Origin of the sequence: Micromonospora sp. NBC_00617, from assembly GCF_045161355.1 — a bacterium.
Taxonomy (GTDB): Bacteria; Actinomycetota; Actinomycetes; order Mycobacteriales; family Micromonosporaceae; genus Micromonospora.
The window spans coordinates 5,928,513-5,953,237 of the sequence record NZ_CP107751.1; the positions used below are offsets into that span (position 1 = coordinate 5,928,513).

Genomic DNA, 24,725 nt, shown 5'->3' on the forward strand with positions numbered 1-24,725 from the left:
CCCGAGACCCGGCGGTCGCGTTCGTAGCGGGGCCGCCCCGAGGGCGAGCACTCCGGGGCGGCCCCTCCCAACAAGGAGGGACCATGCCACCGAAGCCCGCGAACCCGCCACCGCTGAAGGCCGGCGACCTCGTTCGGCTGACCCGCGCCGCGAGCCCACAGTTCGTCCGCCCGATCACGGTCCGGATCATTCGCGAGCTGACCGACCGCCACACCTACCACGGTTGGGCCTGGATCGAGGCGTACGAGCTGGGACCGGACGGCGAGGCACGGGCCAAGCGGGAGTTGTTCGTGCTCCGCGAAGGGGTCGGCCTGCTGACGTCCGGTCCGACCACCCGCCGGTCGACGCGACGCGACTCGGTACGGCCCGGCAGATGACCGAACACCCTCTGCTCAAGCCGACGTGGCGGTGCCGCACATGCGGGATCGCCTGGCCGTGCTCGGCCGCGAAACTGCGCCTGCTCGGTCGGTACCGCGGTCGCCGCGACGAGTTGATCGAGCACCTGACGGCGCTACAGGCCGAGGCGACCGAGCACCTCACCGAGCTGCACGGTGGCACGCCGCCGGCTGGCCTGACCGAGCGCTTCGTCGGCTGGGCCCAGGCCCGGTAGCCCGCGCCTCGACGCGGGGGCCATGGCCGCCTCGGGGGTCGGCCCGGCGACCACGGCTGGACCTGGTCAACCCGGCCGCCGAGGCTCAGACCGGCTGGTCGACCGTGATCCTCTGCGGGCCGGCGTAGACGTTCATGGTCGGGCCGCGCAGGAAGCCGACAAGCGTCATGCCCGCCTCCTCGGCCAGCTCGACGGCGAGGGTGCTCGGCGCGGACACCGCAGCCAGCAGCGGCAGGCCGGCCATCCACGCCTTCTGGGTCAGCTCGAAGCTGGCCCGGCCGGACACCAGCAGCAGGTGCCCGGTCAGCGGCAGTCGGCGCTCTCGCACCGCCCAGCCGATCACCTTGTCCACCGCGTTGTGCCGGCCCACGTCCTCGCGGAGCATCACCAGCTCTCCGGCCGGGCTGAACAGGCCCGCCGCGTGCAAGCCGCCGGTGCGGTCGAAGCCGCGCTGGGCGGCGCGCAACCGGTCGGGCAGTTCGGCGAGGAGCGCCGCCGGCACGGTGAGCGGGTCCGCCGTGACGTCGAACAGCGACCGCGTCCGGATCGCGTCGATGCTCGCCTTGCCGCACACACCGCAGGAACTGGTCGTGTAGAAGTTCCGGGACGGATCGGTGGTGGGTTCCGGCACGCCGGGGGCGAGCACCACGTCCACCACGTTGTACGTGTTCGGCGTCTCCGCGCCGGCGCAGAGCTGGGCGGTCAGCACGTCGTCGGTCGACCGGATCAGCCCCTCGGTCAGCAGGAACCCGATCGCCAGGTCCAGGTCGTCGCCGGGGGTGCGCATGGTGACGGCGAGCGGCTTTCGCCGGCCCGGGCCCGCCGCGCCGACCCGGATCTCCAGCGGCTCCTCCACGGCCAGGGTGTCCGGCCGTCGGACGGCTACGCGTCCGTCGGCCGCCACGTCCAGGTCGATCCGCAGTACGCCCCGTCGGTCAGTCGCCCGTCCCATCCCGCCATCCTGCACCCCGGCCCGGCACACCCGCACGGCCGCCGGTCATCCGGCACCCGGCAGCGCATGCCGCCGCCGAGCACCTGGCAGCGCACGCCGCCACCGGGCACCCTGCCCCGCTACCGTGACCGGGTGGGGACGTACGCCGCCGTGGTGCTCGCGGGTGGGGCCGCCCGACGGATGGGCGGGGTGGACAAACCCGCGCTTCCGGTCGGTGGCCGGTCGATGCGTGACCGCGTGCTGGCTGCCGTGGGCGATGCCGCGCGGCGGGTGCTGGTCGGTCCGGGTGAAGGCGTTCCGGATGGCGTGCGGGTCACCCGGGAGGATCCGCCCGGCGGCGGACCGGTCGCCGCGACGGCCGCCGGGCTGGTGCTGCTCGACCCCGACACGCCGCTCGTCGCGTTGCTCGCCGCCGACCTGCCGCTGCTCACCCGCGCCGCGATGGGCGCGCTACTGACCCAGCTCGACCGGGAGCGACAAGTCGACGGGGTGTGCTTCGTCGACGCGGACGGCCGGCGGCAGTCGCTCTGCGGGGTGTGGCGCGTCGCCGCGCTGCGGGCCGGGCTGGCCCGGCTGGCCGCCGAGCGGGGCGGCAGCCTGGCGGGTGCTCCGGTACGGGCGCTGTTGGCCGGCCTCGCCGTCGGGGAGGTGCCGTGGGCCGGTGACGGTCCGCCGCCCTGGTTCGACTGCGACACTGACGAGGACGTACGCCGGGCGGAGGAGTGGGTGCGATGACGGTGCTGGACGACTGGGTCACGGCAGCCTGTGCCGAGGTGGGTCTGGACCCGGCCGAGGTGCCCGCGTCGGCGGTGCTGGACCTTGCCCGCGACGTCGCCCACCAGGTGCTGCGGCCGGGGGCGCCGGTCACCGCGTACCTGCTCGGGCTGGCTGTCGGCAGGGGTGCCGACCCGGTGGACGCCGCGGCCCGGCTCAGCGCCCTCGCGGCCGACTGGCCGGTCCGGCTCGGTGCCGATCCCGACGACCCCACCTCCTGACCCGCCCGCCGCCGCGACCAGGCGTCTGCACGGCGGGAGGACGGCGGTGTCCGATCCCGGTCCGGGCTGATTCGACCTCCGGACGGCGTGGGTAGGGTGATCGGGACGGACGGAGGCGATCATGACGGCTGACCACCCCTCGGCGCCGGACGGTGAGCCCGACGGCACATCCGAGCCGGCGGAGTCGATCCTGCTCGACGAGCCCAGCACCGCCGACCTGCGCGCCAAGGTGACGGAGGCGTGGCGGGAGTTCGCCCGGATGCTCGCCCTGCGGCTGCGGGAGCTGCCCGCCGGCGCGCACCTCGAACTGACCCTCGACCCCACCGCCTCCGGTACGGGGGATGCCGTCTACTCGATCAGCGTCGACGTGACCGGCGACGGCGGGCTCTCCGCTCGGGCCGTCGGCAACGCCGCCCTGCCGCAGGGCTACCGGCTGGACCGCGCCGCGGTGGCGGACATGGTGGCGCTGGGCTGGTCCCCGCCCGGGGTGGTGGCCGGCTCCGGCGGCTCGTTCGGGCTGGACGGTACGACGGCGGAGGCCGGCCGGATCGCCCCGCTGCTGTCCCGCACGCTGCGCGACGTGTACGGCGCCCCGCACCCGGCCTTCCTCGTCTACCTGGTGCACGACGCCGAGGGTGAGCCGTTGACGGTGGAGCCGCTGGGCACCGCGCGCAGCGAGTTCGGCCCGGACGCCGACGTCGAGGGTGACCTCCAGGAGGCGTTGGCCGAGGCGGCAGCCGCGCAGGTCGAGCGGGACGACGTGCTCGACCTGGCGGACCGCGTCCGCACCGTCGTGTCCACGATGCTGAAGTCCGACGCCGAGCGGTTGCAGATCGACTCGGACGGCGACATCACCATCCGGGCCGGCTCGGCGATGGTCTTCGTGCGGGTGCGGGACAATCCATCCCTGGTGGACGTCTTCTCGCCGGTGCTCACCGAGGTCGAGCCGACCGAACGGCTCTACGTCAAGCTGTCGGAGCTGACCAACCGGATGCCGATCGGTCGCCTCTACTGCGCCGACGACACGGTCTGGGCGTCCATCCCGGTCTTCGGGCGCAACTTCCAGGCCACCCACCTGATGCTGGCGGTGCAGGTGATGACCGGCCTCGCCGACGAGCTGGACGACCGTCTACACGGCGAGTTCGGTGGCAAGCGGTTCTTCGGTGAGGGCGACAAGCCGGTCCGGCGTGACGAGTCGGAGCACCGCACCGGCATGTACCTCTAGGTAACGTCCAGCAGGGTCTTGCCGACCGTCGCGCGCGCCTCGATGGCGGCGTGCGCGTCGGCGGCGCGTTCCAGCGGGAAGCGCTGGCCGATCAGCGGCCGGAGCTGGCCGGCCGCCGCGTCGGCCAGGGCCCCGATGGTGTACGCCCGCAGCCGCGCGGGCGGCACGTCCGGCCGGACCAACGTGATCCGGCGTTCGGCGGCGGCGTCCGGTGTCACGGGGGACCATTCGCCGCTGGCCAACCCGAAGCTGATCATCCGGCCGCCCGGGGCCAGCAGCTCGAACGCCGTCCGGGCGACCGAGCCGCCGACGCCGTCGAACACCACGTCGACCCCGCCCACCGCGTCGCGGACGCGATCGGCCCAGCCGGTCTGCAGGTAGTCGACCGCCACCTCGGCGCCCAGCCCCGGCAGCAGGCCCACCTTGCGCGGCCCGCCGGCCACGCCGATCACCCGCGCGCCGGCCCGCGCCGCGAGTTGGACGAGCAGGCTGCCCACGCCACCCGCCGCGGCCTCGACCAGCACGCGGTCACCGGGGCGGACGCCGACCGCCTCGACGAGCATGGTGGCGGTACGCCCGTCGGCCATCATGGCCACGGCCGCGTCCAGCGCCAGCCCGGCCGGCACGTCGATGGGCGCGGAGGCGTCCACCACGGCCCGTTCGGCGTACCCGCCGGAGCCGCCGGTCGCGGTGACCACCCGTTGCCCGATGCGGGCCGGGTCGACGTCCGACCCGACGGCGGTGATCACCCCGCCGACGCCGTTGCCGGGGATCAGCGGTGGAGTGACCTGGAACGGGCCGGGACGTCCCGAGCGCTGCTGCGTCTCGACGAAGGTGATGTTCGCGTGCGCGACGTCGATCAACACCTGGCCGGGGCCGGGCGTCGGATCCGGCGCCGGGCCGGGCGTCAGCACCTCGGGACCGCCGAATTCACGTAACCAGATCGCCCGCATGGAGTCCCCCTCGTGTCGTGCCAGGCCGCCACGAGTCCAACACCTGAACCGCGCTTGAGGTCAAGCCCGGGTGGACGGCCCGACGCCGGGGGACTCGACCAGCCGGGACAGCACGATGGTGCTGCGGGTGGACGTCACGAAGGACTCGGCGCGCAGCCGCTCCAGCGCCGCCTCCAGGTGGGCGATGTCGGCGGCCCGCAGGTGCACCAGCGCGTCCGCCTCGCCGGAGACGGTGTACGCGCCGACCACCTCCGGGTGCCGGCGGACGGCCACGCCGATCTGCGCCGGGGTGGTCCGACCGGCGCAGAACAGCTCGACGAACGCCTCGGTGGTCCAGCCGACGGCCGCCGGGTCCACGACGGCGGTGAATCCCCTGATCACCCCCGTGGCGCGCAGTCGGTCCACCCGGCGCTTGACCGCCGGGGCGGAGAGTGACACCCGGGTGCCGATGTCGGCGTACGACGCGCGGGCGTCAGCGACGAGCAACGCAATGATCCGCTGGTCAACGGCGTCTATCTGCAACGTTCCGCCTCTGGGAAGCAATGGTTGTGGCTGTTACCAAAGTTCAACGGTACCTACTCTTGGTGACCGTGAACCAGCAGCGAGTCTCGCGAAAGCGGACATATCTCATGTGCTCGCCCGAGCACTTCGCGGTCGAGTACGCGATCAATCCGTGGATGGACGTCACCACACCCGTGGACCGGGAACTGGCCGTCAAACAGTGGGACCGCCTGCGCGAGACGCTGGTCGGCCTCGGCCACGAGGTGCACCTGCTCACGCCGGAGCCCGGGCTGCCCGACATGGTGTACGCCGCCAACGGCGCCTTCGTGGTCGACGGCAGCGTCTACGGGGCACGGTTCAAGCACGAGCAGCGGGCTGGCGAGGCCGCCGCGCACCACGCGTTCTACGAGGAGCAGGGCTGGCGGTTCGTCGCGCCGAGCGAGACCAACGAGGGTGAGGGTGACTTCGCGTACGTGCCGGAGGCGCACGGCGGGCTCATCCTGGCCGGGCACGGTTTCCGCACCGAGATCCCGGCGCACGCCGAGGCGCAGGAGGCGCTGGGCCGCCCGGTGGTGTCGCTGCGCCTGATCGACCCCCGCTTCTACCACCTGGACGTGGCGCTCGCCGCCCTCGACGACGCGAACGTCGTCTACTTTCCGGGCGCGTTCTCCGCGGCCAGTCAGCGGGTGCTCACCCAGCTCTTCCCGGACGCGGTGATCGCCGACGACGAGGACGCGATGGCCTTCGGTCTGAACCTGGTCAGCGACGGCGCGAACGTGGTGCTCAACAGCGAGGCGACCCGGCTGGCGGGCAAGCTCAAGGCCGCCGGCTACAACCCGGTGCCGGTCGAGCTGGCCGAGCTGAAGAAGGGCGGCGGCAGCGTGAAGTGCTGCATCGCCGAACTGCGGCACTGACCCGAACACTGCCGCGTACGGCAGGGGCCGGCCTCCCGTCGGAGGTCGGCCCCTGCTGCTGCTTCTGGTGGGCGTTCAGCCGAGCGTGGCCAGCTCGTTGATCAGCACGTTCGACATGACCTGACCGTCGCGCTGGACCTCGCGCAGGTACCACTTCTGCTGCGGGGTACGCGGCTGGTTGAACTGCCAGATGCCCCGCGGGCTGTCGATCTGGCCGATCCGGCCCAGCGCCAGGTTGACCTGCTCCGGCCTGGGCGACCCACCGGTCAGCTGGATCGCCTGGTCGAGCACCTGCGCCGCGTCGTACGACGCCATCGCGTAGGTCGTCGGCGTGGTCTGGTGCTTCTTGCGGTAGGCGGAGGCGAAGACCCGGTTCGACGTGTTGTTGAGGTCGGCCGAATAGTTCAGCGCGGTCTGGATGCCCAGCGCGTCCCGGCCCATGCTCTCCAGCACGGTGCCCTCGGTGAGGAAGCCGGGCGCGTAGACGGGCCCGGTGAACTGGTCGCGCAGTTGCTTCATGAACTCCACGGCGGCCGAGCCGGCGAAGAAGCAGAAGACGGCGGTCGGCTTCTTGCGCAGCGCCTTCTCGATGTCCGCCACGTAGGTGGTCTTGCCCGGGTTCGGGGTCGGGTTGGTGTTGGTCACCGGGTCGGCGATGCGCGGGTCGGAGGTGCCGAACTCCTGCCGGAAGCCCCGCACCACGTCCGGGCTGCCCACGTTCTCCGGCACGATGATCGCGATCCGGCCGTTCGCTGGTAGCTGCTCGCGCAGGTAGCGGCCCAGCGCCCGGCCGGCCTCGTCCAGCACGTACGACGTACGCCAGATGTAGACGACGCTCTGCAGGCTGCTCGGCGAGGCGTTCGAGCCGATGAGCGGGACCCGGGCCTCCTCCACGGTGTCGCGGATGCCGACCATCACCGACGAGTTGACCACGCCGGTGAGCGCCAGCACGTTCTGCTTGAGCAGTTGTTCGACGGCGGCCTTGCCGGTCTTGGCGGTGTCACCCTCGTCGGCGGTCAGCAGCTCGACCGGGTGCCCGCCCAGTTGCTGGCCGTGCAGGTCGAGGAAGAGCTGGAAACCGTTGGTGATGTCGTCGCCGATGGATTTGAAACCGCCGGCCTTCGGCGCGATCAGACCGATCTTGATCGGGCTCTTGGCGGTGGTCGGCTTGCCCTCGGTGTCGGAGCCGCACGCGGCGGCGAACCCGGTCGTTCCGAGCGCGGCCAACAGTTGGAGCGCCCGCCTGCGATTCATCTGCGACACCGAGTTCCTTCCAGGAGCGTTGCAGGGCAGAACACCGCCCCTCCGGCGTTCTACCTGCTCCGCGACGCTGCGTCAATGGCTAGTGATCATCGTGCAGGGACCGCAACACACCGAGCACCTGCGGCCACGCCGAAGACTCCGGGTCGATCAGCCCGAAATGCTCACATCCGGGCAGTTCGACAAGGGAAATATCGGATCCTGCGGCACGAGCCGCCACGACGAAGTTGCGGCTCATCGCCACCGGCACCTGTAGATCCGCCGAGCCGTGCACAACTACTGTACGTGTTCGTGTCGGTACCAATGATCGTGGATCAGTCGCCGCGTACCGGTCCGGGAAGTCGAGTGGGCCGCCGCCCAGCAGTGCCGCCACGGCACCCGAGTCCAGATCCAGCCGGTACGCCGCCGCGAGGTCGGCCACCGGGGCCAGGGCCAGCACCCCGCTCACCGTCGACGGCGCGGTGGCCGCCGCGTACAGCGCCAGGTGACCACCGGCAGAGTGGCCGACGAGGATCGGCGCGGCCCCGCTCACCCGACCGGGCAGCGCCTCGGTGGCCAGCTCCGGCAGAGCCGCGATCCCGGCCAGCGCGTCGGTCAACGTGCCCGGCCAGCCGCCGCCCGGCTGCCCCGTACGCCGGTATTCCACCTGCGCCACCGGGTAGCCCTCGGCGGCGAGCGCGGCGGCCAGCGGGCCGGTGTGCCGGCGGTCGTACGCGGACCGCCAGAAACCACCGTGCACCACGACGACCAGCGGCCGGGCCGGGCCGACACCGGCCGGGCGGCGCAGGTCGGCCACCTGATCCGGGTGGTCGCCGTAGGCCACCGTCAGGTCCGGCTCCGGCGCGGGCCGGGTCAGCACGGCGCGTGGGTCGGCAGGCATGGCGCGACGGTAGCGCGCCCCGCTCGGGTGGTTCGGCCCTGGGAGTCGGTCCCGGGCGGCATGGGTCGCGCCCACTGGGTAAAGATGGACCCCATGACCGAAGCGCGCTCCGCTGAGCAGAACGACCAGCCCGGCCCCGACGACTCCGGCCACTCCGGCACCGTGGTGGTGGTCGGTCCGGACGGCCGGCCGATCGGCACCATGCAGACCGACGAGGGCCAGGGCGAGGACCCGACCCGCCTGGTAGAGCAGCCGGCCAAGGTGATGCGGATCGGCAGCATGATCAAGCAGTTGCTGGAGGAGGTCAAGGCGGCCCCGCTGGACGACGCCAGCCGGCACCGCATGCGCGAGATCCACGAGCGCTCCATCGTCGAGCTCAAGGAGGGTCTCGCCCCCGAGCTGCGCGACGAGCTGGAGCGGATCTCGCTGCCCTTCACGGAGGACAAGGCCCCGAGCGAGAGCGAGCTGCGCATCGCGCACGCCCAGCTCGTCGGCTGGCTGGAGGGCCTGTTCCACGGCATCCAGGCGGCCCTGGTCGCCCAGCAGATGGCCGCGCGGGTCCAGCTGGAGCAGATGCGCGGCGGCCGGCAGGCGCTGCCCAGCGGCCCCGGCGGCGTGGTGCCCGGAATGCCGGGCATCGGCCAGCCGGGCGGTGGTGAGGGCCACAACACCGGCCAGTACCTCTGACCTGGCCGGTCAGTCCACCCCGAAGATCTTCTCCAGGTACGCCGCCACGCCGTCCTCGGAGTTCGCCCCGGTCACCTCGTCGGCGACCGCGAGGACGGCGGGGTGCGCGTTGGCCACCGCCACACCGCGCCCCGCCCAGCTCAGCATCGGCACGTCGTTCGGCATGTCGCCGAAGGCCAGCACGTCCGCCGCGGCCACGCCGAGCCGGTCGCAGTACCAGTCGAGCCCGGCCGCCTTGGTCACCCCGGCCGCGGAGATCTCCACCAGACCCGAGTACGACGAGTGCGTGGCCTCGGCCAGCCCCGCCACCGCCGCGCCGATCAGCTCGACGAACGTGTCCGGGTCCTGCTCCCCGGCTCGGGCGAGCAGCTTCACGGCAGGAAGCGAGAGCAACTCCTCCGGCGTCTCGACCGGGCGGATCCGGTCGTGGTCGGCGTCCCACCGCAGCGGGTAGTGCGCCTCGTGCCGCATCTCCCGGCTGTCCAGGATCTCCACCGCGAAGCTGATGTCGGGCACCTCGGCGCGTAGCCGCTCGGCCACCTCGGTCAGGTGCTGCGGCGCGAGGGGATCGGCGCGCAGCACCTCGTCGCGTACCGGGTCGTAGACCACGGCGCCGTTGGCGCACACCGCCGGCAGCGGAGCGGCCAGCTGGTCGTACACCATCTTCAGCCAGCGGACCGGACGGCCGGTGACCAGGACGACCGGCGTGCCTCGCGCGGTGATCCGCGCGAGCACGTCGGCGGTGCGCGGGCTGAGCGTGCGGTCGTCGCGGATCAGCGTGCCGTCGATGTCGGTGGCGACCAGCGCCGGGGTGTCTCGCATCACCGGGACAGTAGCCGGTCCAGGTACACCGCCACCCCATCGTCGTCGTTGCGCAGGGTCACCTCGTCGGCGGCGGCCCGCAGCGCCGGGTGCGCGTTGGCCACCGCGACCCGCGACCAGCCGGCCCACTCGAACATCGGCAGGTCGTTGGGCATGTCGCCGAAGACCAGGACGTCAGCGGGGTCGACCCCCAGGCTCTGCGCCACAACGGTCAGCCCGGTCGCCTTGTCGGCGCCGGGCGGGCAGATCTCGATGAACCCGAGCCCGGCCTGGGTGAGCGTGGCGACCTGCGGCGGAACGATCCGGCGGGCCACCGCCAGCAGTTCGTCGACGTGGTGGTCGGCCGTGCGGGCGAACGCTTTGATCACGTCGCAGGAGAGGCATTCAGCGCGGCTGCGCGCCTCGAACCGGTCCTGGTAGGGCCAGCTCTCGTGGTAGTCGCCCCAGAGGGGGGCGTCGTGCTCGTCGGACGCCTCGACCATCACGGTCAGCGGGCCGACCTCTGCCTCCAGGTCCGCGAGCAGCCGGGCCAGCACCTCGGCGGGCAGCCGCTCGTCGCGCAGCACCACCGGGCCGGTCGGGTCGCTCTGGTCGACCACCCGTCCGCCGCCGGCCATCACCAGGAAGTCGGCGGCCCGGATGTCGTTGCGGGTCAGTTCGGTCAGTCGGGGGCCGCGTCCGGTCGCGCCGACCACCGGAATTCCGGCGGCCCGCACCCGGTCGAGAACCCCATGGGTGTACGCGGAGACGGTGTCATCGCTGCGGACCAGCGTTCCGTCGAGGTCGGTCGCGATCAGCTTGGGCAGTCCCGGGCGGGTCATCGTTCCTCCTTCGCCCGCCGCCGTCGCACCTGCCCTGGCCAAGGAGACCGAGGCCCGGCGTGACGGCGGGCAGCAACCGTACCTCGGGAAACGGGTCCGAACCATGTCTTCCAGGCGAATCGGGCACCAACTCCAGGCCCGTCCCCCCACCCCCGCGATCTTGCACTTCCGGTCGCCGATTTGCGGCGTCATGCGCCTTTTGTCGCCGCAGAAAGTGCAAGATCGGCGCGATTGGGGTGGGTGGGGTGGGTGGGTCAGGTTGGGGGGTGTTCGGGGCGGGCGAACGGGGCCGCTGCGGTCACGGTCAGGTCGGCCGGCGCGGGCGGGCCGTCGACCGGGTCGAGGTGCCGACGGCGCCAGCCCTGCCCCGTCGTGGACGCGGAACGGTTGTCCTCCGTCGGCGTGTTCGGGGTCAGCCGCAGGGCCGCGGCGAGCAGCACGCAGGCCACGAACGCCATCACCAGGCCGCGACCGTACTCGACCCGGAAGTTGTCCTCCGGCTCGTAGAAGTAGTTGCGCTGAGCGGGGTCGTCGAGCGTCGCCGTCGCCGCGACCAGCAGTGCCAGCAGTGCCCCGCTCAGAGTGAACCCGACCAGTCGGGCGTTCGGCCGGACGGCCGCCGTGCCCTGCAGCGCCAGCGCCACGGCGCAGACCAGCCCGAGCAGACCGACCAGGTAGCCGATGCCGAAGCCGCCGACGTTGGACACGCCGGCGGGCATGTCGATCGAGGTGGAACCGGTCGGGTCGCCGTTCGGCAGGGTCATCACCAGCCACTCGCCGAGCAGCGAGGCCACCCCCGCCACCGCGCCGAGCCCGGCGAGCAGCACGGGCAGGCGGGGATCCCGGGTGATGCCCGCCAGGGACCAGCCGAGGCGTCGGCTTCCAGTAGTGGGCTCGTCGGCACCCCACTCGATCACGGCAGGCCCGTCGGACGGGTCGCCCTGCCGTGGGATGGGCAGCTCCTCGGACATCGGCCATCCTTCCGCCGGTCGCGGGCCTGCGTCGAATCATGGCACAGCGGGTCGCGCTGGTGCCGCTGCCGAAGCCGCCCGCGTCGCGCCTTTGCCAAGGGTGACGGGAATCGCACGCCAGGCGTCGGTGTCGGTCGGTCGCTCGGGAGACACGTTTCGGCTAGCGTTCTCCTCATGCCTATCCGTACCGCTTCCGCACAATGGCAGGGCAATCTCACCGAGGGTTCCGGCACCGTCCGCACCGGTAAGGGCGGCCTGTCCGGCAACTACTCCTTCAAGTCGCGCTTCGAGGAGGGTGAGGGCACCAACCCCGAGGAGCTGATCGCCGCCGCGCACGCCGGCTGCTTCTCGATGGCGTTCTCGAAGGCCCTCGCCGACGCCGGCTCGACGCCCACCTCGGTCGAGACCACCGCCAAGGTCCACCTGGACAAGACCGAAGCCGGGATGAGCGTGACCCGGATCGACCTGGAGACCGTCGGCCAGGTGCCCGGGGTCGACGAGGCGGAGTTCCAGAAGCTCGCCGAGGCCGCCAAGGCCAACTGCCCGATCTCCCGGCTGCTCTCGCCGGGCGCCGAGATCACCCTCACCGCTCGCCTGGCTTCCTGACCCAGCGACGCACGCCGCACGTTCACGGAAGGAGCCTCCGCCCGGTCCCGGGCGGCCGCTCTCTTTCGTGAACGCGCGGCCCCGGCCTGGGTGGCCGAGCGGCCCCCGCCTGGGTGGCCGAGCGGCCCCGGCCTGGGTGGCCGAGCGGCCCCGGCCTGGGTGGCCGAGCGGCCCCGGCCTGGGTGGCCGAGCGGCCCCCGCCTGGGTGGCGAGCGTGAGCCGGCCGATCGGTGCGGCGTCGGGCAGAATGGACGTCGTGCCGGTGGACATGACTCGCGAGCGCTTCGAGGAGCTGGTGGCTGACGCCCTCGACGAAGTTCCCGAGGAACTGCTCGACCTGATGAGCAACGTGGTGATCCTGGTCGAGGACGACCCACCGCACACCGACCCCGACCTGCTCGGCCTCTATGAGGGGCACGCGCTCACCGATCGGGGCTGGGACTACTCCGGCGTGCTGCCGGACCGGATCTTCATCTACCGCCGTCCGATCCTGCGGATCTGCGACAGCGACGAGGACGTCGTCGACGAGGTCGCGGTGACCGTGGTGCACGAGATCGCCCACCACTTCGGCATCGACGACGCGCGACTGCACGCGCTGGGCTGGGGCTGACCCCGGCGTTCACCGCGACCCCCGGCCGGACACGGCGACTTCCGGCTGCTCACCGCGGCCGCCCGCTTGCTCACCTGCGGCCGCCCGCTGCTCACCGCCACGCCCGAGCGCGGCACGCCGCTCGGCCGATGGCCCCTGGTTGCCCTGGCCGCCTACCGTCGGTGCAGCGACCGCGACCGTTTCAGGAGGCACCTTTCATGCGCAGCGAGCTGTTCTCGGCGGAAAATCTGGAGAAGGAATCCGCGCAGGCCGGCATGCGGCTACAGAACTCCAAGATGTTGAAGATCGAGCTCAACGGCGAGGCGATGGCCCGGGTCGGGTCGATGGTCGCCTACCAGGGAAACGTGCAGTTCCAGGCCCTGGGCTCGGGCGGGCTCGGCAAGTTCCTCAAGCAGAAGCTCACCGGCGAGGGCGTTCCGCTGATGAAGGTCTCCGGCCAGGGTGACGTCTTCCTCGCCGAGCTGGCCAAGGACGTGCACATCATCGACCTGGAGCCGGGCGACGCCCTCTCCATCAACGGCTCCAGCGTGCTCGCCTTCGACTCCACCCTCCAGTACGACATCAGGATGGTCGGCGGCGCCGGGATGGCCTCCTCGTCCGGCCTGTTCAACTGCGTGTTCAGCGGCTACGGGCGGATCGCCATCACCACCAAGGGCGCCCCGGTGGTGCTGAATGTGGACGCCCCGACGTACGTCGACCCGCAGGCCGTGGTCTGCTGGTCGGCCAACCTGCAGACCGGCTACCACCGGGCCGAGCAGCTCGGCCTCGGCACGCTGCTGGGTCGACGCACCGGTGAGTCGTTCACCATGAGCTTCGCCGGTCAGGGCTTCGTGGTGGTGCAGCCGTCCGAGGAGCCGCCGGTCATGGGCAGCGGCCAGCAGCAGCAGGAGGGCGGTCTGCTCGGCGGTCTGCTGAGCTGACCACCGACGTGGGTAGGGGCGCTCCCGGTCGCACCGGAGCGTCCGTACGCGCTGTCTGCTCGGCCGGTCAGCTCAACTCGCCGGTGCGCAGCCGGGCCAGCCAGGCCGCCGCGTCGGCGTAGTCGGCGTCGGAGAGGCCGGCCGGCGCGGGCACGGGCCGTTCGCCCGCCGCGGCGACCCAGCGATGCCGGGGGTACGACCCCAGGAAGCGGACGTCGGCGCACACCCGGCGCAGCCCCTGCAACGCCTCGCCCAGGCGTACGTCGGCCACGTGGCCCGCGCAGTCGAGGAAGAAGACGTACCGGCCCAGGGCTTCGCCGGTCGGGCGGGACTCGATCCGGGTCATGTTGACGCCGCGGACGGCCAGCTCCATCAACACCGACAGCAGCGCGCCGACCCGGTCGTGGGCGATGTAGACGGCCAGCGAGGTGAGGTCGTCACCGGTCGGCGGTGGGGGTGGCCCGGGGCGGGACACCAGGACGAAACGGGTCACCGCGTCAGGGTGGTCGGCGATCTTGTCGGCGAGCAGGGCGAGTCGGTGTCGAACCGCCCCGATCGGCGCGCAGATCGCCGCGTCGTACTCGCCGGAACCGGCGCCGGCGGCGGCCGCGCCGTTGGAGAGCACGTCGACGACCACGGCGTCGGGAACGTGGGCACGCAGCCAGCCCCGGCACTGGGTGGACGCCTGCGGGTGCGCCGCGACCGTGCGGACCGCCGACAGCGCGGTGCCCGCACGCGCGGCGAGCACGAACTCGACCGGCAGGATCACCTCTCGGGTGATCACCAGTGGGTCGCCCTCGACCATCTCGTCCAGGGTGACGCCGACCGCCCCGCCGATCGAGTTTTCCAGCGGCACCAGCGCCGCGTCGGCATCTGAGGCCCGGACGCTGTCCAGTGCCTCACCGACGCTGCGGGCCGGCGTCCGGGTGCCCCGCTCGGCGGCGGGGACGGTGCGCAGGGCCTGCTCGGCGAAGGTGCCCTCCGGGCCGAGGTAGACGAAGCGCGTGGGCGGTGTTCCGGGCATGTCGACCAGACTACGCACCCGGCCGAACCGCCGGAGCAGCATCGCAGGCGAGCGTACGGATCCCGACCGGCCCGGTGGCGCGGACCTCGATGGTGCACACGTCGGTGCCGGCGGTGACCAGTTCCGGGGCGGCGGGCCGACCCCGGGTGACGACTTGAAGCTCCTCGTGCCCGGTCACCTCCAGCACGGTGTACTGCCAGTCGGCGGCGCACAGCGGCCCGGTGCGGACCCGGACCCGCACGTTGTCCGGGAGCACCGACGCCCGGCCTTGCAGCAGTTGCACCACTCGCTGCCCGGTCGGACCGTTCCGGCAGGCCGTCGCGACCAGACCCGGGTCCCGGGTGGCCGACGGGGTCAGGGCCGGTGGGGCGCTCGGCACGGTGGACGGCGTGCCCGTCGGGACGCCGGTCGGGGAGGGTGCCGTCGGGGTGCTGGCGCCGGTGGGCATCCCGGCCGGGTCGCGCAGGTCGGGAGGGGCGCCGCAGCCGGCCAGCGCCCCGATGGTGAGGAGCGCCAGCAGGGCCCCGGCCACGGGCAGCGCGCGAACCGCCACGGGTGTGGTGGCGGTTGTCGCCCGGGTCGGGGGAGCCGGGTGGCGGGGCGGGGCGAACGGCACGGGCCGATCCTCGGACATCGGGAAACGTCGTCGCGGCCGGGGTGGCCGAGCCCATCGTAGGGCGAGCGGTCGGCCGGGTGAAGCTCAGCCGAGGACGCGGTGCCCGGCGCGCTCCAGGGCGGCCGTGGCCTCGATCAACCGGACGGTTGGCACCAGCACGTAGTCGGTGTCGAAGGTGGAGAACGTGACGACGCTGACCCGGGCCGCGGCGAGCGGGTCGACGAGCGCCGCCAGTGTGCCTGTGCCGTCCACGCCCGTCGGACCGACGACGCGCAGGCAACGCCAGGTGGTCTCCACCACGGCCTTCGCGGGCACCCGGTCGGTCGGGCAGATCACCGAGATCCCGTCGGCGGTCCAGCTCACCGTGACCACGTCGGCGCGGCCCAGCTCACTCGACAGTGCGTCCGGCATGGCGGTGCCGGCACGCAACCGGCACACGGCGTACTCCCCCGGCAGCAGAGCGATATCGAGCATGAGGGCACCTTACGGCGTGGGTGTGGGCCCATCCCGCCATCGCCGCGTGCGGCGAACGACACATTGCGCCGCAGGTCAGGTGGCGAAGGACACATTGCGCTGCAGGTCAGACCTCGGAGAAGAAGGTGAGCGAGCCGGCCACGGCGCCGTCGGTGAGCACCGGGGTGGAGATCGCGTCGACCGTCGCGTCGGAGCTGTCCGCCGAGGTGGCCTGCACCCGCAGCAGCCCACGGGCAAGGCGGCCGGAGGAGAGCGCCAGCAGGGGCGGGATCTTGTCGATCTCGGCCTCGGTCAGCTCGCCCCGGTTGGCGGTGAAATCCAGCAGGCGCAGCCCGCCGTCGAGCAGCGGTCGCCCGATCAGGCCGGCCGGGTCGCCCAGACAGAGCAGCTCACAGCCGGCGGTGGAGATGGCCACGACCCGGGTGTCGGCGTCGATCAGCAGGCAGGGCTCATCGGCCCGGCCGACCGTCGACGACCACTGACCGACGTTGTCGGACTCCAGCTCTGTCGAGGTCCGCGCCGACGGCACGAACACTTCCGAGAGCGAGAGTTCGACGTGGGCCACCGCGCCTCCTATGTCCACCGACGGACTGTCCACGCTAGCCGGTCGCCGACGGAATCACCGAGCGCACCAGGTCACCGATCCGCACAGCTCGAACCGGTGCGGCCGGCGACGGCGCGGGGAGCCGGTGGGGTAGGTGGGGGACCGGGGCCGCGTGGCGTCGCCGGTGACGTTACCGGCGGTGGGCCGGCTTGTCAGCGGCCGTTCGGCCCTCGTCGTACCACCGGTAGTCGGCCGATGGACGATACGTGCCGTTCAGCCAGGTGCTCGGGTGCTGTGCCACCCGGGACAGTTTCTCGGCCGTGGCCGGGCTGATCCGGCTGCCACCGGCCACGAGGAGCCGATCCAGCTCCCGGTGGGTGGCCATCAGGCAGTCCTTCGGAAGGCCGTAGACGCTGATCACGCCGGAGCCCACGAAGGTCAGCACCGGTGTCACCGGGATGGTCAGCCCCACCGCGTCGGAGAGGGCCTTGCTGGCCCGCCTGGCGTCCCGCCGGGCCTCGGTGACGTACGGAGGCCGCTTGCCGTTGATCTGCACGACGTCCCCGGCGACGAGCACCCGGGCCCGGCCGTGGTCGGCGATGGTCACCGCGAACAGGCCGCTCGGCCCGATGGCGAGGAACCCGGCGCGGTCGTCCTGGGTGCGGTCGAGCAGGACGTCCGCCACGTCGGTGCGGGGCCACTCGATGACGTGCCAGGCCGGCCCGAGATGGTCGAGCTGGCCGAGAGCTCGTGCTCCGGCCGCCTCCAGTCGACGGGCTCCCCGCTCGGCACGGCGGCGGCGGGCCCATTCGAGCGGTGTCGGACGGACCGGCTCCAGAGCCCCGGGCGACTCGACGCGGGGGTGGGGCACCGCGATGGGCGGCAGTGCCCTGGCGGTCGGTACGGCTCGTCGTGCGGGAAAGACAGTCATCGTCGTCGACCTCCGGCAAAAGGTCCCTCGAAGTTATGTCCTCACTACCCTACGTCGCCACTCCCGGTGTTCGGCAAGCCGGAGCGCCGGAGTGACTGTGGATGAATGCCATATTCATCCACAGTTCTTTTCTCGGATGCCGCCAAACCCTGCCCTACGCTGCGGGGGTGACCCACTACGTCGACAGTGAAGTCGGCCGGCTCGGCACCGTGCTGCTGCACCGGCCCGGCCCAGAACTGGCCCGGCTCACCCCTCGCAACAACGACTCGCTCCTGTTCGACGCGATCCCCTGGGTCGGCCGCGCCCAGGAGGAGCACGACGCGTTCGCCGCCGCGCTGCGCGAGCGCGGGGTCGAGGTGCTCTACCTGGCCACCCTGCTGGCCGAGACGCTGGCCGTCGACGACGCCCGCGCCGAGTTGACCGAGGAGGTGCTGCGCTCCCGTCGCCTCGGCGACACGCTCCGCGCCCGGGTCGCCGACCACCTCGCCTATCTGGATCCGGTCGCGTTGGCCGACGTGCTCACCGCCGGGCTCGCCCACGAGGAACTGCGGATCAGCTCGGAGCGGCCGGGCGGTCTGGTATACACCCTGATGGACCGGCACGACTTCGTCATCGACCCGCTGCCGAACCTGCTGTTCACCCGGGACTCGTCGCTGTGGATCGGCGACCGGGTCGGCGTCACCAGCCTGGCCATGCCGGCCCGCCGCCGGGAGACCACCCTGACCGACGCCATCTACCGCCACCATCCGCGCTTCGCCGGCACCGAGTTCGTCTACCGCCCCAATCTGGAGCACCTGGAGGGCGGGGACGTCCTGCTGCTCGCACCCGGCGTCCTGGCGGTCGGGGTGGGCGAGCGGACCACACCGGCCGGCGCCGAACGCCTCGGTCGGCAGGTCTTCGCCGCCCGGCTGGCCCACACCATCCTGGTGGTGCCGATCGCGCAGGAGCGCGCCACCATGCACCTGGACACCGTGTGCACGATGGTCGACGCCGACGCGGTGCTGATGTATCCGAACATCGCCAGCACGCTCTCGGCGTACACCGTGATCGCCGGCGCGGACGGCGAGGACCCGCGCGTGGACGGCCCGGCGCCCTTCCTGCGGGCCGCCGCCGACGCGATGGACCTGGACCAGCTCCGGGTCATCGACACCGGCCTGGACCCGGTCACCGCGGAACGCGAGCAGTGGGACGACGGCAACAACACCCTTGCCCTGGCACCCCGGCTCTGCGTCGGCTATGAGCGCAACACCGAGACCAACGCGCAGTTGGAGCGGGCCGGCATCGAGGTCATCCCGATCGCCAGCTCGGAGCTGGGGTCCGGTCGAGGCGGCCCGCGCTGCATGTCCTGCCCGATCGTCCGCGACCCGCTGAAGGAAGGGCCCCTTATTAACGCCTGATGCATAACAAGGGGCCCCTCCTAACAGTCAACGCAGGGTGAGCTGGCGGCCGAGCAGCCCCTGGCGGGCACGGCGGCCGGCGGCGTCCAGCGGTTCGGTGGCGGCGAGCGCCTCCGCGTACCGCTTGCTGAACTGCGCGACCGGGTCCTCCCAGTCGGTCGCCGGCGCCTGCTCCGGCAGGTCCCACACCGGCGCCAGCCGGCCGTGCGCGCGGAACATCCCGGCGAACTTGGTCTGCTCGCCGAGCGTCAGCGTGCCGGCCGCGCCGAGGCGGGCCAGCGCGTCCAGGGCGGCGTCCTCGTCGTCCGGCAGCACCCAGCGCACGTGTGCCTTCTCCGGGACCTGGCACCAGTACGCGGCCTTCGCGGCGGTCATCCGCACGGTCGGGTAGATGGCGGCGTTCGCCCGCTCCAGCGACGCCTGGACGCTCGGGTCGTCGGCCGCGCCGGGGTCGAGCCAGAACTCGAACCCGTCGTGCATGGTGATCTCCAGCGGGCCGTCCGCCAGGATGTCCTGCAGACGCGGCCCGGGACCGGGCAGCGGTGGTACGGACACCTGGCCGCCCGGCTCGGCCCGCAGCGCGCAGAGCAGCGCCTCGGCGAGGTCCCGGGAGACGTCACCGGACTGCTGGTGACGTTGCAGACCGATGAGCACCTGGCCGTCCGGCTTGCTCACTGCCGGCGCGGCCATCGGCAGCACCGTGGCCAGCGTGACCGACCGGTCCCCGAATTCCTCGACGAGGGCCGGCGCCAGCCGCAGCGGCGCGGACGCGGCGGGCACCAACTCGCGCAGCGCGATCCATTCGGGCTCGTCGACCAGCCCATCGAACGGACGCGGCACGAAGACGTCCCGCACCTTGTCTCGGCGGGGGGCGGTGTCGACGGCGGGGCGCTGGCTCTTTCGACGCTTACTCACGGCGTCACAGCCTAGTGCAGTGCCGCGTCGGTTCTTCGGGGGTTGGAGCGGACCGGGTCGGCGGAGCAGGCGGACCTGGCAGAGCAGCGTGCCCTTGAAGGGGTGGGCCCGCCCGTAATAAGGTCAGCTCCCTTATCGACGGATTCGCATGGAGTGCCGGTGTCGCGCAAGACCGGGAAGCCCTCGTACGTGCGTCAGGCCCAGGCGGAGCAGACCCGCCGGATACCGCTGACCGTCGTCATCGTGCTCGTCGTCGCGGCCGTGCTCGCCGGTGGCCTCAGCGGCTTCCTCATCGGCCGGCCCGACAGCACCACCCGTGCGGTCGACGAGTTGCGGGCACAGGAGGCCGTGCGCGACAAGCAGCAGATTCAGGAGCTGACCGCCGTCGTCGGCGATTCGCAGAAGGCGCTCGACACCCTGCTGACCGCGTTCGACGGGGCACTGGAGAAGGGCCAGCCCGCCGACGCCGCCACGGTCCAGGGCTGGCAGACGACGATCACACAACTCGTCGCCAAGCACGCCGAGAGGCCGTCCGGGACGACCGCGACCAATGTGGCCCGCGGCGCATTCCGTGGCGCGATCAACGACTTCGCGGTCACCGTCGACCTGTTCGCCGCCGCGCAGGCCGGCCCGGAGGCGCAGCGCCCTCGCCTGATCGAGATCGTGAAGCGCTCCCGGACCGCCGCCGCGGCCGCGTGGTCGGTGGCGGCGGACCAACTGGACCAGATCAACGTCGACGCCGGCCTCGGGCACCAGCACGTCTACCTCACCGGTCAGAGCGGCGGCGAGGGCCACACCGACTGATCGGTGCCGCGCACGTCCCGGGCCGCTAGGACGAGCCGACTCTCTCGGCGCCGGCCGAGACCGTCTGCATGAAAGCGACGTAGCCCTCCTCCAACGTCGGCGCGACCGGTGTCGCCTCCGGGTCGGGGCGGCTCGGGCTCACCAACCGGTAATGGGTGCCGTCGGCACGGCCCACCGCCGAGACCACCACGCCTCCGGTCGGTGCCGGCCCCGATGTCGTGACCTCCCACGTCGCACCCTCGGCGTGCCGGACCAGATCGGTCACCGGCCCGGTGAACATCACCCGTCCGCCGGCCATGACCGCCGTTTCCCGGCAGGTCTGCGCCACGTCCTCGACCACGTGCGTGCTCAGGATGACGGTGCGATGTCCGGCCAGCGACGCGAGCACCGTGCGGAAACGGATCCGCTCCTCGGGGTCGAGCCCCGCGGTCGGCTCGTCGACGACCACGATCGACGGGTCACCGAGCAGCGCCTGCGCGATCCCGACCCGACGGCGCATCCCACCCGAGAACCCTTTCAGCTTGCGTCGGCCCACATCGGAGAGCCCGACCATCTCCAGCAGCTCACCGATCTGGCGGGTCCGCGCCGGTTTGTCGTCGAGCCCCTTGAGGAGCCCGACGTAGTCCAGGAACTCCACCGGTGTCAGGTCCGGGTAGAGCCCGACGTCCTGCGGCAGGTAACCCAGCCGCCGCTGTACCGCCATTCGCCCTTCGCGGGTGCTCAGATCGTTGCCGCCGACGATGGCCAGTCCACTGGTCGGTGGCAGGACACCGGCGATGATGCGCATGAGCGTCGTCTTGCCCGCGCCGTTCGCGCCAAGCAGCCCGAACATGCCGCCGGGAATCTCCAGGTCCACCCCGCGCAACGCCTCGACCTTGCCGAACCTGCGCCGCAGGTCACTGATCTTCAGATCCACGTCAAAACCTTTCAAGCAGAGGGGGTACGGGCGTCAGCCGGCGACCCGGCGGCGGGCCAGCAGTGGCCCGCTCGCCGCGAGGGGAACGAGCGCGACGAGGAGGAGAAGGGCGATGCTGAGCGCGGCTGTCGCACCGGTCACGTCGGGCCGCAGGAAGCCGAGCCAGCCGTCGGCGCCGGCCCAGAGCATCCGGTCGCCGGTCAGCCAACTTGCCGGGTAGTCGCCGATCGGTGCGATCAACGAGCCGGTCAGCGACGGAAGGAAGTTCGTCGGAAGCATGTTGCCCCAGAACCAATAGCCGACGAACAGCACCCGGAACAGCGGCGCGGTCACCACCAGTGGTGCCACCAGTGCGAACGCGGCGATGAACGCCAGGCCGGGAAGCATCACCAGCGCGAACGCGATCGGCGCCCAGAGCAGCAGGGCCGGGTCGTGGCGGCCCGTCGCGAGTTCGAAGACCGCGGCGGCCATCATGATCGTGAGGCCCGGTACGGCGGTGGCGGCGACGCTGCCGACATAGCGGCGCAGCACCCGCGCGCCCGGGCCGACGGGGAGGCTGTCGAGCAGCCCCACGATCCCCAACCGCCGGTCGCGGACGAGTCGGTCGGCCAGTACCGTCCCGAACCCGATCGGCAGCAGGATCGAGAACAGGAACGCCCAGGTGCCCATGACCGCTCGGGCCGGCAGATCGTCCGGAAGCGAGCTCGGGCCCCGGTTGCCCTGTAGGAGCGGCATGATGACGGCCAGGATCGCGGTGGTGATCCACAGCGACCGTTTGCGGATCTGCATCAGGAACTCGTAGCGGATCATGCTTCCTCCTCGGTCAGGAGCCGGTCGGGGCGGCGCAGCAGCGTCGCGGCGGCGGCCACCAGCACCACGCCGACGACGGCGAGCAGCGTCCGGTCCAGGGCCCACCCGTCGGTGACTCCCACCCGGGTCGTCTGGAACAACAGGAACGGCCGGGCCCATTCGAGCGCCCCGATCGTGCTGGCGTAGATCTGCTGGGCGAGCCACAGCGCGGCCAGACCACTCGTGGCGAGCACGACGCTGCGGGTCAGTACGGCGATGAACACGCCGAGGCCGACCAGCGCGATCGTCGGTGGCGCCCAGACCAGCGGTGAGGCGACGAAACGGGGCCCGGACCAACAACCGGCGGCGAGGACGCCGACGGAGAAGACGACGCACACGGCGAACCCCGCCCCGAGCAGCGAGCCGACCCGCCGGCCCAGCGTCGCCACGTAGTTCGCCGGCAGCGACAGTTGCAGCTCACGGCTGCGGTCACCGGCGATCGCCGTCACGGCCGCCATCGCCACGGCAAGCGGCACGATGGCCTCGAGCCCGGTGAGGAGCAGATCCCGCACCTGCTGCCGGCCGGCGCCGCTCCCGACGGCCAGCGCCGTCATGGCCAGCGTCGCCACCAGCGCGCCCAACGGGGCAACCCACGCCGCCCACCCGGCCCAGCGGAAGTCATGCCGCCACAACTCGCTGCGAGCCTGGCGGCTCATCGGAGGTCTCCGTTGTCGGAGCGTCTGAACTTTCACGTCACTGGGTACCGCGCCGGCCGGAAAGGTTCAGACCGATCCGGGGATTCGGCGGGGCGCGACGAAGACGGTGACGGCGACGACCGCGACGGCGCCGGCGAACACGGCCGTCCCCGGTGCCCACATGTGGTCGGTCACCGCGGAGACCCAGCGGTCCGCGAGGCCGATTCCGGTGACATTCCGCAGCACCCACAGACCCATGGCGAAGCCGAACCCAACCGCCGGCCGCCACAGCACCGACAGGGCGAAACTCAGCGCGCACAGGGGGACCAGCGGGCCGAGCCACGCGAACAGCAGCTCAGGCACACCGGAGGCGGCGCCGCCGCTACCGGTGCGGTCGAGCGCGGCGAGGCCGAGAGTGGTCAGCACCCCGCCGGCCGTGACGGTGGCCATCACGACGGTGAGTCGGCCGAGGAGGACCGCCCGGCGGGAGGTCAGCGTGGCGCGGAGAATCTCGTCGGCTGGTCCGGTGCCGCAGGACGCCGCGACGAGGAACGCGGCGGCGAGTGGGACCACGGACCCGAGAACACCGCGGGACTGTTCGGCCGGCACGAACGCGGCGAGTAGGGCCCCGGCGACCAGTGCGACGGCCGAGACCGCCCACACCTGCCACGTCACCAGGCGCCACTGGTGGGCGAGGATGCCGGCCGCCCGCCGCAACGGCGCCGCGCCGAGGCTTCCCTCGTACCGTGGAATGGGTGGTTTGATCCTGCGCCTGATTCGGTCGAACAGTGCCGGTGTCGGCGGCGCGACCTGCGCCGCCGCGCTCTGGACGCCCTCGGCGAGCCGGCTCCACACCAGGGCGTCGTCGCGGCAGGTCGCACAGACGTCCAGGTGGGCACGGACCGGTTCGGCCGCACCCTCGGCGAGGGTGCCGGCGACATAGGCCGACAGGGAATCGGTGGGGTGGATCATCCCGCTGTCCTCTCGACCTCTGCCGGCAACGCCCTGGCCAGCACGGCACGGGCGTGGAAGAGCCGGCTCTTGACGGTGCCGAGTGGCACACCGAGCACCTCGGCGATATCGGTCTGCGACAGGCGTGCCCCGAACGCGAGGTCGAGCACCTCGCGATGCTGGACCGACAACGTCACCAGCGCACCCGCGACCGCAGCGGCGTCGGCCCGCGCGATCACGACCGCCTCCGGCGACGGATCGGTGCTCGGCACGCCCTCGGCCCACTCGGCGGGCGCCGTCTGGGGCTGGCGGCCACGGAGCCGCTTGAGTGCCTGACGGCGGCAGATCCCGAACAGCCAGGTGCGCACCGCTGACCGGTGCTCGAAGCGGTCAGCACCACGCCACACCGCGACGAAGGTGTCCTGCAACGTCTCCTCGGCCAACCCGCGCTCGCCGAGACCGGGCCGCGCCGTACTCAGCCCGCCGGCACCAGATCCGGTAGGTGTGTCGGCGCCGGGTCGAACTCGGCCCAGACGCGCTGGCCCATGCCGTCCCGCTCGACACCCCAGCGGGTGGCCAGACCGGCCACGATGTGCAGCCCTCGCCCGTCCGCGGCGTCGGTGCTGGCCGTCCGGAGCCGGGGCCCGGTGCTCGCGCCGCCGTCGGTGACCCCCAACTGGATCACTGCGCCCTCCGCCGAGGGTCGCAACCGCCAGGCCACCCGGACCACTCCGCCGGGCAGCGGTCGGGCGTGCCGCACCGCGTTGCCCACCAGCTCCGCGAGCACCGCGATCAGATCCGCCAAGAGCGTCGGGGGTACGACGTCCGCCAGCTCACCCGCGAGCCGGTGCCGGGCCAGCCGTGCCCCGGCCGGGTGGTGGGGAACCACCACGCACCACGCCCGATCCCTCGCTGCCGCTGCCACCGTCGCCTCCACGTCGC

General features: G+C 72.4%; 32 protein-coding genes. 12 read left to right on the top strand and 20 right to left on the bottom strand.

The window, feature by feature from the left end; all coding sequences use genetic code 11:
* Positions 1-83 precede the first annotated feature (83 nt).
* Both OG505_RS27305 and OG505_RS27310 read left to right on the top strand, forming a co-directional pair.
* Positions 84-377: a hypothetical protein gene (locus OG505_RS27305; protein ID WP_405428840.1), complete on the top strand. Its 294-nt coding sequence runs from the start codon at positions 84-86 to the stop codon at positions 375-377.
* Positions 374-610 (top strand): flavin reductase, encoded by a 237-nt coding sequence (locus tag OG505_RS27310; RefSeq protein ID WP_405428842.1) that lies wholly within the window; start codon positions 374-376, stop codon positions 608-610. The genes OG505_RS27305 and OG505_RS27310 overlap by 4 nt, the downstream gene beginning before the upstream one ends.
* A gap of 85 nt (positions 611-695) precedes the next feature.
* On the opposite strand, the gene fdhD is transcribed toward OG505_RS27310, so the two are convergent.
* Positions 696-1,562 carry a formate dehydrogenase accessory sulfurtransferase FdhD gene (gene fdhD, locus OG505_RS27315; protein ID WP_405428843.1) on the bottom strand — a complete coding sequence of 289 codons (867 nt, stop codon included), beginning with the start codon at positions 1,560-1,562 and terminating at the stop codon, positions 696-698.
* A gap of 66 nt (positions 1,563-1,628) precedes the next feature.
* On the opposite strand from fdhD, the gene OG505_RS27320 reads away from it, so the two are divergent.
* The 3 genes from OG505_RS27320 (at position 1,629) to OG505_RS27330 (ending at position 3,782) form a co-directional block, all read left to right on the top strand.
* Positions 1,629-2,297 carry a molybdenum cofactor guanylyltransferase gene (locus tag OG505_RS27320; protein WP_405428845.1) on the top strand — a complete coding sequence of 223 codons (669 nt, stop codon included), beginning with the start codon at positions 1,629-1,631 and terminating at the stop codon, positions 2,295-2,297.
* Positions 2,294-2,557, top strand: coding sequence for a DUF6457 domain-containing protein (locus OG505_RS27325; RefSeq protein WP_405428847.1), 264 nt, complete (start codon positions 2,294-2,296; stop codon positions 2,555-2,557). Before OG505_RS27320 ends, OG505_RS27325 begins: the two co-directional genes overlap by 4 nt.
* Before the next feature lie 121 nt (positions 2,558-2,678).
* Entirely contained in the window at positions 2,679-3,782 is a 1,104-nt protein-coding gene (locus OG505_RS27330) for a T3SS (YopN, CesT) and YbjN peptide-binding chaperone 1 (protein ID WP_405428848.1), read from the top strand.
* Here the strand turns inward: OG505_RS27330 and OG505_RS27335 are convergent.
* Both OG505_RS27335 and OG505_RS27340 read right to left on the bottom strand, forming a co-directional pair.
* Entirely contained in the window at positions 3,779-4,735 is a 957-nt protein-coding gene (locus OG505_RS27335) for a zinc-binding dehydrogenase (protein WP_405428849.1), read from the bottom strand. The genes OG505_RS27330 and OG505_RS27335 overlap by 4 nt on opposite strands.
* A gap of 60 nt (positions 4,736-4,795) precedes the next feature.
* Complete coding sequence (locus OG505_RS27340) at positions 4,796-5,257, bottom strand: Lrp/AsnC family transcriptional regulator (protein ID WP_405428851.1); 462 nt, start codon at positions 5,255-5,257, stop codon at positions 4,796-4,798.
* Between the two features lie 59 nt (positions 5,258-5,316).
* Here OG505_RS27340 and ddaH point away from each other — a divergent pair, with 59 nt between their 5' ends.
* Positions 5,317-6,150, top strand: a complete 834-nt coding sequence (gene ddaH, locus OG505_RS27345) for a dimethylargininase (RefSeq protein ID WP_405428852.1) — start codon at positions 5,317-5,319, stop codon at positions 6,148-6,150.
* Positions 6,151-6,225: 75 nt separating this feature from the next.
* Here ddaH and OG505_RS27350 read toward each other — a convergent pair whose 3' ends face one another.
* Together OG505_RS27350 and OG505_RS27355 are read right to left on the bottom strand one after the other, a co-directional pair.
* Positions 6,226-7,413, bottom strand: coding sequence for an ABC transporter substrate-binding protein (locus OG505_RS27350; protein WP_405428854.1), 1,188 nt, complete (start codon positions 7,411-7,413; stop codon positions 6,226-6,228).
* 79 nt (positions 7,414-7,492) lie between these two features.
* The gene (locus OG505_RS27355; RefSeq protein ID WP_405428856.1) at positions 7,493-8,290 is read right to left on the bottom strand and encodes an alpha/beta hydrolase family protein; all 798 of its coding nucleotides are present in this window, start codon (positions 8,288-8,290) and stop codon (positions 7,493-7,495) included.
* A gap of 84 nt (positions 8,291-8,374) precedes the next feature.
* On the opposite strand from OG505_RS27355, the gene OG505_RS27360 reads away from it, so the two are divergent.
* On the top strand, positions 8,375-8,977 hold the full coding sequence (locus OG505_RS27360; RefSeq protein ID WP_234582647.1) for a bacterial proteasome activator family protein: 603 nt from the start codon (positions 8,375-8,377) through the stop codon (positions 8,975-8,977).
* A 9-nt stretch (positions 8,978-8,986) separates the two neighbouring features.
* Here the strand turns inward: OG505_RS27360 and OG505_RS27365 are convergent, their stop codons facing one another.
* The 3 genes from OG505_RS27365 to OG505_RS27375 all read right to left on the bottom strand — a co-directional run bounded on the left by OG505_RS27365 (position 8,987) and on the right by OG505_RS27375 (position 11,591).
* Complete coding sequence (locus tag OG505_RS27365) at positions 8,987-9,799, bottom strand: HAD family hydrolase (protein WP_405428858.1); 813 nt, start codon at positions 9,797-9,799, stop codon at positions 8,987-8,989.
* Entirely contained in the window at positions 9,799-10,620 is an 822-nt protein-coding gene (locus OG505_RS27370; protein ID WP_405428859.1) for an HAD family hydrolase, read from the bottom strand. Before OG505_RS27370 ends, OG505_RS27365 begins: the two co-directional genes overlap by 1 nt.
* Positions 10,621-10,874: 254 nt before the next feature.
* Entirely contained in the window at positions 10,875-11,591 is a 717-nt protein-coding gene (locus OG505_RS27375) for a hypothetical protein (RefSeq protein WP_405428861.1), read from the bottom strand.
* A 174-nt stretch (positions 11,592-11,765) separates the two neighbouring features.
* Here OG505_RS27375 and OG505_RS27380 point away from each other — a divergent pair, with 174 nt between their 5' ends.
* From OG505_RS27380 to OG505_RS27390, 3 genes are all read left to right on the top strand, one after another.
* Entirely contained in the window at positions 11,766-12,197 is a 432-nt protein-coding gene (locus OG505_RS27380) for an OsmC family protein (protein ID WP_405428863.1), read from the top strand.
* Between the two features lie 262 nt (positions 12,198-12,459).
* Positions 12,460-12,807: a metallopeptidase family protein gene (locus tag OG505_RS27385; protein ID WP_405434746.1), complete on the top strand. Its 348-nt coding sequence runs from the start codon at positions 12,460-12,462 to the stop codon at positions 12,805-12,807.
* Between the two features lie 197 nt (positions 12,808-13,004).
* On the top strand, positions 13,005-13,727 hold the full coding sequence (locus tag OG505_RS27390) for an AIM24 family protein (RefSeq protein ID WP_405428864.1): 723 nt from the start codon (positions 13,005-13,007) through the stop codon (positions 13,725-13,727).
* Between the two features lie 67 nt (positions 13,728-13,794).
* On the opposite strand, the gene pheA is transcribed toward OG505_RS27390, so the two are convergent.
* The 5 genes from pheA to OG505_RS27415 all read right to left on the bottom strand — a co-directional run bounded on the left by pheA (position 13,795) and on the right by OG505_RS27415 (position 17,316).
* Positions 13,795-14,751 carry a prephenate dehydratase gene (gene pheA / locus OG505_RS27395; protein ID WP_405428866.1) on the bottom strand — a complete coding sequence of 319 codons (957 nt, stop codon included), beginning with the start codon at positions 14,749-14,751 and terminating at the stop codon, positions 13,795-13,797.
* Positions 14,752-14,761: 10 nt separating this feature from the next.
* Entirely contained in the window at positions 14,762-15,385 is a 624-nt protein-coding gene (locus OG505_RS27400; protein ID WP_405428867.1) for a hypothetical protein, read from the bottom strand.
* Between the two features lie 66 nt (positions 15,386-15,451).
* Positions 15,452-15,841 (bottom strand): ACT domain-containing protein, encoded by a 390-nt coding sequence (locus OG505_RS27405; protein ID WP_405428869.1) that lies wholly within the window; start codon positions 15,839-15,841, stop codon positions 15,452-15,454.
* A gap of 106 nt (positions 15,842-15,947) precedes the next feature.
* Positions 15,948-16,406: a hypothetical protein gene (locus OG505_RS27410; protein ID WP_405428870.1), complete on the bottom strand. Its 459-nt coding sequence runs from the start codon at positions 16,404-16,406 to the stop codon at positions 15,948-15,950.
* A 169-nt stretch (positions 16,407-16,575) separates the two neighbouring features.
* On the bottom strand, positions 16,576-17,316 hold the full coding sequence (locus OG505_RS27415) for a hypothetical protein (protein ID WP_234582638.1): 741 nt from the start codon (positions 17,314-17,316) through the stop codon (positions 16,576-16,578).
* 167 nt (positions 17,317-17,483) lie between these two features.
* On the opposite strand from OG505_RS27415, the gene OG505_RS27420 reads away from it, so the two are divergent.
* Complete coding sequence (locus tag OG505_RS27420) at positions 17,484-18,713, top strand: arginine deiminase (RefSeq protein WP_405428872.1); 1,230 nt, start codon at positions 17,484-17,486, stop codon at positions 18,711-18,713.
* Positions 18,714-18,740: 27 nt separating this feature from the next.
* On the opposite strand, the gene OG505_RS27425 is transcribed toward OG505_RS27420, so the two are convergent.
* On the bottom strand, positions 18,741-19,628 hold the full coding sequence (locus OG505_RS27425) for a DUF5926 family protein (protein WP_405428874.1): 888 nt from the start codon (positions 19,626-19,628) through the stop codon (positions 18,741-18,743).
* A 159-nt stretch (positions 19,629-19,787) separates the two neighbouring features.
* On the opposite strand from OG505_RS27425, the gene OG505_RS27430 reads away from it, so the two are divergent.
* Positions 19,788-20,432 (top strand): hypothetical protein, encoded by a 645-nt coding sequence (locus tag OG505_RS27430; protein ID WP_405428876.1) that lies wholly within the window; start codon positions 19,788-19,790, stop codon positions 20,430-20,432.
* A gap of 25 nt (positions 20,433-20,457) precedes the next feature.
* On the opposite strand, the gene OG505_RS27435 is transcribed toward OG505_RS27430, so the two are convergent.
* From OG505_RS27435 to OG505_RS27460, 6 genes are all read right to left on the bottom strand, one after another.
* Positions 20,458-21,348 (bottom strand): ABC transporter ATP-binding protein, encoded by an 891-nt coding sequence (locus tag OG505_RS27435; RefSeq protein ID WP_405428878.1) that lies wholly within the window; start codon positions 21,346-21,348, stop codon positions 20,458-20,460.
* A 33-nt stretch (positions 21,349-21,381) separates the two neighbouring features.
* Positions 21,382-22,158: a hypothetical protein gene (locus OG505_RS27440; RefSeq protein ID WP_405428879.1), complete on the bottom strand. Its 777-nt coding sequence runs from the start codon at positions 22,156-22,158 to the stop codon at positions 21,382-21,384.
* A complete protein-coding gene (locus OG505_RS27445) occupies positions 22,155-22,853 on the bottom strand; it encodes a hypothetical protein (protein ID WP_405428881.1) in 699 nt (232 codons plus the stop codon). Before OG505_RS27445 ends, OG505_RS27440 begins: the two co-directional genes overlap by 4 nt.
* Before the next feature lie 66 nt (positions 22,854-22,919).
* Positions 22,920-23,804, bottom strand: a complete 885-nt coding sequence (locus OG505_RS27450; protein ID WP_405428882.1) for a zf-HC2 domain-containing protein — start codon at positions 23,802-23,804, stop codon at positions 22,920-22,922.
* Entirely contained in the window at positions 23,801-24,352 is a 552-nt protein-coding gene (locus tag OG505_RS27455) for an RNA polymerase sigma factor (RefSeq protein ID WP_405434748.1), read from the bottom strand. The genes OG505_RS27450 and OG505_RS27455 overlap by 4 nt, the downstream gene beginning before the upstream one ends.
* Positions 24,259-24,675, bottom strand: a complete 417-nt coding sequence (locus tag OG505_RS27460) for an ATP-binding protein (RefSeq protein WP_363719150.1) — start codon at positions 24,673-24,675, stop codon at positions 24,259-24,261. Before OG505_RS27460 ends, OG505_RS27455 begins: the two co-directional genes overlap by 94 nt.
* Positions 24,676-24,725 lie beyond the last annotated feature (50 nt).